The organism is Streptomyces sp. NRRL B-24572, from assembly GCF_002156145.1.
GTDB lineage: Bacteria > Actinomycetota > Actinomycetes > Streptomycetales > Streptomycetaceae > Streptomyces > Streptomyces vietnamensis.
Genome location: NZ_MWIG01000128.1, coordinates 1 through 6,341 on the forward strand (window position 1 = coordinate 1; position 6,341 = coordinate 6,341).

A 6,341-nucleotide genomic window follows, 5' to 3' on the forward strand; every position below is an offset into this window, starting at 1 on the left:
GTCGACGGAGACGAGCCGGTCGCCGGTGCGGAGCCCGGCCCTGTCGGCGGGGCCGCCGGACCGGACCCGGGTCACCCGGATCCCGCCCGCACCGGTCCGGCCGGCGGAGAGCCCGACCCCGGTGTAGGCGCCGTCGAGGGCCTGCTCGAACTCGGCGTACTCCTTCTTGTCGTACACCGCGCCCCAGCGGTCGCCGCTGCGGCTGACGAACTCCTCGGCGGCCTGCTTCCCCGACTTCCCGTCGGCCATGGCCGCGGCGGCCGCCCGGCTGAGCGCGGCACCGTCGACGGTCCCGCCGTCCGGCACCCGGGCCGGCGCCGGCCGCTCCGCGCGCGCGGACTCCTGCCGGGGCAGCGAGCCGGTGGCCGCGGCGGTGGCGAGGACCCCGGTGAAGACCAACGTCAGAACGGCCCCGCGGACGACTCCGCGGGGCCGGATACAGAAGGGTGCGGGCCCGGCCGACATGGCGCCCACTCTAGGACAAGCGAAAGGCGCCGCACGGGCTTTGGCCATACGACGTCAACAGCGGTCGACACTGACCAGGTCGCTCGCTCGTTCGGGGGAATGTCAGGACTTCGAGTGAAGGTGCGATGGCCTGGCGCCTACGGTCGCGTCAATGACCACGACCGCCACAGTCGACCGCGCCGGGCAGGCCCGCTGGGCCTTCCGGCTGCGCGTGTCGTCATCCGCCCATACCGCACTGCTGGCTGAGTGGGACCGGTGCCGATGGATCTGGAACGAGTGCGTGGCCAAGTCCAAGCAGGTGTCCGCGTACAACAAGGCCGCTGCTGACAGCCGTACCTGTGGCCCGGCGCAGTTGGACAGAATGCTTACCGAGGCCCGCTCGGGGACGCCATGGCTGCGCGAAGGGTCCTCGGTTCCGCAGCAACAGGTGATCCGGGACTTCGGAAAGTCCAGGGCGAAGGCGCTGAAGGACATCAGAGCCAGGCTGCCGATGGCCCGCCGGGCCGGAATGCCGAAGTGGAAGAAGAAACGTGACACGCTGCCGAGCCTGAACTGCACCCGGAACGGCTTCCGCCTGAAAGGAGGCCGTCTGTGCCTGGCGGGCGGGATCGTTCTGACCGTGGTGTGGTCGCGGGAGCTGCCCGCCGCCCCCTCCAGCGTCCGAATCCATCAGAACAGCCTCGGCCACTGGTACGCCTCCTTCGTCGTCCCTGCCGAGGTACAGCCCTTGCCCGAGACCGGTCGGGTGATCGGGATCGACTGGGGCGTGAAGGAGACCGCGACCACCACCAGCGACACCCCCGACCTGCCCCACCCCCGACACGGGGAAAAAGCAGCCCATCGCCTCGGCCGCTACCAGCGCATGATGGCCCGCAGGAGGCCTGCCAAGCGCCAGGCCGCTTCCAAGGGCTACCGGCGTGCCAGGCAGCAGGTCGCGAAGGCGCACAAGAGATCGCCCGGCAGCGGGAGGACACGGCCCGCAAATGGGCCAAGAAGGTCGTCCGGGAGCACGACGAAATTGCCGTGGAGGACTTTCGGCCGAAGTTCCTCGCCAAGACGACCATGGCCCGTAAGGCCGCTGACGCCGCCATCGGCGCCACCAAGCAGGCCCTGATCGAGATGGGCCGCAAGCACGGCCGTACCGTGCATCTGGTACACCCCGCGCACACCACGATGGACTGCGCGCAGTGCGGAGCGAGAGCCAAGCACGTACTGCCGCTGTGAGAGCGCACATACACCTGCACCGCGTGCGGAGCCTCGTCCCCCAGGGACAAGAACTCCGCACGTGTGATGCTCGTCCGGGCAGGTCTGAACCCGGCTGGCGTTGAGGGCGTAAAACCCGGCGGGACGCAGTCCCGCCGGGTTGCCTGAGCCAGAAATCCCCCTCCCAGGGGAGCGGTCAAACCTTCAGGTACTTGCGCAGCGCGATGAAGGCGGCCACGGCGGGCATGAGCAGCCCGATGACGAGCACCAGCGGCAGCTTGGCGAGGACGGCGTCCCAGCCGATGAAGTTGACCAGCTGCATCTTCTCGGCGAGCGCGATGCCGTGGTCGATCAGGAAGTACCGGCCGACGAGCAGCAGCACACAGGCGACGCCGCCGCCGAGGAGTCCGGCGAACGCGGCCTCCATGATGAACGGCATCTGGATGTAGAAGCTGGACGCGCCGACGAGCCGCATGATGCCGGTCTCGCGACGGCGGCTGAAGGCCGAGACGCGGACGGTGTTGACGATCAGCATCAGCGCGATGATCAGCATCAGGCCCATGACGCCGAGGGCGGCGATGTTCATGCCGTTCATCAGGTCGAAGAGGTTCTGCAGGATGTTCCGCTGGTCCTGGACCGACTCGACGCCGTCGCGGCCGGCGAAGGCCGTGGCGACGACCTTGTACTTCTCCGGGTCCTTGAGCTTGACCCGGAACGACTCCTGCATCTGATCCGGCGTCACCACGGAGGCGATGGCGGTGTCGCCGTACTGCTCCTTGTAGTGCTTGAACGCCTGGTCGGCCGTCTCGTGCTGGACGGACTCGACGATGTCCATCTTCTTCAGATCGGCCTCGATCTGCTCCTTCTGCTGGCCGGTGACCGCGCCCTTGGCGCACTTGGCGCCCGAGACCGCGTCCGCCTTGTTGCAGAGGAAGATGGAGACGTTGACCTTGTCGTACCAGTAGTCCTTCATCGTGCTGACCTGCTCGCGCATGAGCAGCGCACCGCCGAAGAGGGCGAGCGAGAGGGCCACGGAGACGATCACGGCGAAGGTCATCGTCAGGTTGCGGCGGAGACCGACGCCGATCTCCGAGAGCACGAACTGAGCGCGCATGGTGTTCTGGATCCCCCGCCGTCAGTGCTGGTAGCCGTAGACGCCGCGCGCCTGGTCGCGGACGAGGCGGCCCTTTTCGAGCTCGATGACGCGCTTGCGCATCTGGTCGACGATGTTCTGGTCGTGGGTCGCCATGACGACGGTGGTCCCTGTCCTGTTGATCCGGTCGAGCAGCTTCATGATGCCGACGGAGGTCTGCGGGTCGAGGTTGCCGGTGGGCTCGTCGGCGATCAGCAGCATCGGCCGGTTGACGAAGGCCCGCGCGATGGCGACGCGCTGCTGCTCACCGCCGGAGAGCTCGCCCGGCATCCGGTCCTCCTTGCCGCCGAGTCCGACCAGGTCGAGCACCTGCGGCACGGCCTTGCGGATCTCGCCGCGCGGCTTGCCGATGACCTCCTGCGCGAAGGCCACGTTCTCGGCGACGGTCTTGTTGGGCAGCAGGCGGAAGTCCTGGAAGACGGTGCCCAGCTGGCGCCGCATCTGCGGCACCTTCCAGTTGGAGAGCCGGGCCAGGTCCTTGCCGAGGACGTGCACCTGGCCCTGGCTGGCACGCTCCTCGCGCAGGAGCAGTCGCAGGAAAGTCGACTTTCCGGAGCCGGAGGAACCGACGAGGAAGACGAACTCCCCCTTCTCGATCTCCAGGGAGACATCCCGGAGCGCGGGGCGGCTCTGCTTCGGATAGGACTTGGAGACGTTGTCGAATCGGATCACGGATGCACCACGGTCGGCCGGGAGTAGGTGTGCGTGACCTTACGCGACCGGGGATGGCCCGCGCAGTCGCGGTCCTGGCTTGCGCCGTTTATCCTTTTCGCCCCTCAGGATGGAAGGTGGGCAATCGGGCGGGGCGCGCCGAAACGCCGCGGAGCTGGCAGAGTGGTAGGGGGAACGTCCGGAGCTCGCCGGACGTTGTCCTGGTGTGTACCCAGTGCGGGAGGAGGAGAGCGCATGACCTACGACCGACTGGTGTGCGCCAACTGCGCGGCCCCGGTCGCCGAGGGCCGCTGTCCCGTCTGCCGCGCGAACCGGGAGCGTCTGACCCCTCAGGGGCTGTCTCCCGCGATGCTGCTGACGCTGGCGATCGCGCTGCTCGCGGCGATCGCGCTGCTCGCCGCGGTCCAGGCGGCCTGACCGGAGGGCGCGGAGCCCACACAGAGCCGGAACCACGCGAAAGGGCCGGGGAGCGAACGCCCCGGCCCTTCGTCATGCGTCTACGCGTCTGCGCGGGTGCGTCAGACGGCGGCGCGACCGCCGCCGACGAGACGCGGCAGCATGCGGAAGCCGATGCCGCCGGCGATCATGGTCGCGGCGCCGATGACCAGGAACGAGGTCTCGGCCGCACCGGTCTCGGCGAGCTCCTCCTTCGCCTCACCCTGCTGCACCGGCTGCGAGCCGCCCTGGTTCGGGTCGGCGTTGTTCGGGGTGTCCACGCACTCGGCGCCGTCGAGGTCGACGGTGCAGGTGCCGGCGCCACCGTCGGTGGAGGAACCGCCGGTGGTGGTGGAGCCGCCGGTGGTCGAGGAACCACCGCTGGTGGAGGAACCGCCGGTGGCGGAGGTGCCGCTGGTGCCGTTCGAACCGGAACCGTTGGAGCCCGAGCCGTTGGAGCCGGAGCCGTTCGACGAGTTGCCGCCGTCGGAGGAGTTGCCACCGTCCGACGCGTTGCCGCCGTCGCTGTTGCCGCCATCGCTGTTGCCACCGTCGGCGGCCGCACCACCGTCAGCGGCAGCGCCACCATCGGCAGCCGCACCACCGTCGGCAGCCGCACCACCATCGGCGGCAGCGCCACCGTCAGCAGCCGCACCACCGTCAGCAGCCGCACCACCATCGGCAGCCGCACCACCGTCAGCGGCAGCGCCACCGTCAGCAGCCGCACCACCGTCAGCAGCCGCACCACCATCGGCGGCAGCGCCGCCATCGGCAGCCGCACCACCGTCAGCGGCCGCGCCACCGTCAGCAGCCGCACCACCGTCAGCGGCCGCGCCGCCATCGGCGGCAGCGCCGCCATCGGCGGCAGCGCCACCGTCAGCGGCAGCGCCACCGTCGGCAGCCGCGCCGCCGGCGATCCCGCCGAGGCTCGTGTTGCCGGTGTCCTCTTCCTCGCCGCCCAGGGTGACCTGGATCCCGAGGCCCGCGTCCTGCTCTGTTCCGAACCCGCCGACGGCCTGCGCGGCACCGGCCGCCGTCAGGGACGCGCCGGCGATGATCACGGCACTGGCCGCGACCCGCACCAAGCGGACTCGCGTCTTGTTGGTCATCTGGCTGCTACCCCCAGTAGCTCATCTCGTCATGGGGCAGCGCTCGGGGCCCCGCGCAGCAGGGGCGTGTCACGACTGGACCGGCCCCCGTTCACACGCGTCCCAGGAAAGCGCATGCCAGTACGCCACCCTTCCGAGTTTCCGATGAAGCGTCAAGGTCGTTGCGCGTGCGATGCCCGAAAGATCACCAGCTGACCGACATGCGACGATGCAACTGTGACGTAAACCCGGAACTCCTGGCCCGGCAACGGCAGTTCCCTTGTCGACAAAGCGCCCCGATGGCCTCGCTTCCGCTTGCGTCAGCGAATACGCGGGAGGCCGCGGAACGGCACCGGGCCCCGCACCGAGAGGTGCGGGGCCCGGGCTCGTACGACCGAGTACGAGGAAGTACGACCGAGGGGACTACTTCTCCTGCTGCTTGCGCCAGCGGATGCCCGCCTCCAGGAAGCCGTCGATCTCGCCGTCCAGGACGGACTGCGGGTTGCCGACCTCGAACTCCGTACGGAGGTCCTTGACCATCTGGTACGGGTGGAGCACGTACGAACGCATCTGGTTGCCCCAGGAGCTGCCGCTGTCCTTGAGGGCGTCCATCTTGGCGCGCTCCTCCTGGCGCTGGCGCTCCAGGAGCTTGGCCTGGAGGACGTTCATGGCGCTCGCCTTGTTCTGGATCTGGGAGCGCTCGTTCTGGCAGGAGACGACGATGCCGGTCGGGAGGTGCGTGATGCGCACGGCCGAGTCGGTCGTGTTGACGCCCTGGCCGCCGGGGCCGGAGGCGCGGTACACGTCGATGCGCAGGTCCGACTCCTCGATCTCCACGTGGTCCGAGGACTCGACGACGGGCAGGATCTCGACGCCGGCGAAGGAGGTCTGGCGGCGGCCCTGGTTGTCGAAGGGCGAGATGCGGACGAGCCGGTGGGTGCCCTGCTCGACGGAGAGCGTGCCGTAGGCGTACGGCGCCTTCACGACGAAGGTGGTGGACTTGATGCCCGCCTCTTCCGCGTACGAGGTCTCGTAGATCTCCGTCGGGTAGCCGTGGCGCTCCGCCCAGCGCAGGTACATGCGCTGGAGTCGCTCGGCGAAGTCGGAGGCGTCGACGCCGCCGGCCTCGGCCCGGATGTTGACCAGGGCCTCGCGCTCGTCGTACTCGCCGGAGAGGAGGGTGCGGACCTCCATCTCGTCGAGGGCCTTGCGGACGGAGCCCAGCTCCGCCTCGGCCTCGGCGAGGGTGTCCGGGTCGTCCATCTCCTCGGCGAGCTCGAAGAGCACCGCGAGGTCGTCGATCCGGCCGCGCAGGGTCTCGGCCT

At 69.5% G+C, this 6,341-nt stretch carries 6 protein-coding genes and 1 pseudogene; 2 read left to right on the plus strand and 5 right to left on the minus strand.

The window, feature by feature from the left end; genetic code table 11:
- Window positions 1-465 (minus strand): PDZ domain-containing protein (locus tag CCN56_RS08490; RefSeq protein ID WP_179199753.1); only part of this gene is annotated, 465 nt, incomplete at its 3' end.
- Between the two features lie 151 nt (window positions 466-616).
- On the opposite strand from CCN56_RS08490, the pseudogene CCN56_RS08500 reads away from it, so the two are divergent.
- A pseudogene (locus CCN56_RS08500) lies at window positions 617-1,836 on the plus strand (RNA-guided endonuclease InsQ/TnpB family protein).
- Window positions 1,837-1,864: 28 nt separating this feature from the next.
- Here CCN56_RS08500 and ftsX read toward each other — a convergent pair.
- Together ftsX and ftsE are read right to left on the minus strand one after the other, a co-directional pair.
- Complete coding sequence (ftsX, locus tag CCN56_RS08505; RefSeq protein ID WP_041129479.1) at window positions 1,865-2,782, minus strand: permease-like cell division protein FtsX; 918 nt, start codon at window positions 2,780-2,782, stop codon at window positions 1,865-1,867.
- A 21-nt stretch (window positions 2,783-2,803) separates the two neighbouring features.
- Entirely contained in the window at window positions 2,804-3,493 is a 690-nt protein-coding gene (gene ftsE, locus CCN56_RS08510; protein WP_030692056.1) for a cell division ATP-binding protein FtsE, read from the minus strand.
- Window positions 3,494-3,727: 234 nt separating this feature from the next.
- Here ftsE and CCN56_RS08515 point away from each other — a divergent pair, with 234 nt between their 5' ends.
- Window positions 3,728-3,910, plus strand: a complete 183-nt coding sequence (locus CCN56_RS08515; RefSeq protein WP_041129480.1) for a hypothetical protein — start codon at window positions 3,728-3,730, stop codon at window positions 3,908-3,910.
- A 101-nt stretch (window positions 3,911-4,011) separates the two neighbouring features.
- Here the strand turns inward: CCN56_RS08515 and CCN56_RS08520 are convergent, their stop codons facing one another.
- Together CCN56_RS08520 and prfB are read right to left on the minus strand one after the other, a co-directional pair.
- Window positions 4,012-5,037, minus strand: a complete 1,026-nt coding sequence (locus CCN56_RS08520) for a hypothetical protein (RefSeq protein WP_086825139.1) — start codon at window positions 5,035-5,037, stop codon at window positions 4,012-4,014.
- Window positions 5,038-5,439: 402 nt separating this feature from the next.
- Window positions 5,440-6,341: peptide chain release factor 2 (prfB, locus tag CCN56_RS08525; protein ID WP_086825140.1), on the minus strand; the 902-nt coding region annotated here is incomplete at its 5' end.

Excerpts from the sequence above, each read along its gene's own strand:
- CCN56_RS08520 (WP_086825139.1), bottom strand. The coding sequence starts at position 5,037 with ATGACCAACAAGACGCGAGTCCGCTTGGTGCGGGTCGCGGCCAGTGCC.
- CCN56_RS08515 (WP_041129480.1), top strand. The coding sequence starts at position 3,728 with ATGACCTACGACCGACTGGTGTGCGCCAACTGCGCGGCCCCGGTCGCC.
- ftsX (WP_041129479.1), bottom strand. The coding sequence starts at position 2,782 with ATGCGCGCTCAGTTCGTGCTCTCGGAGATCGGCGTCGGTCTCCGCCGC.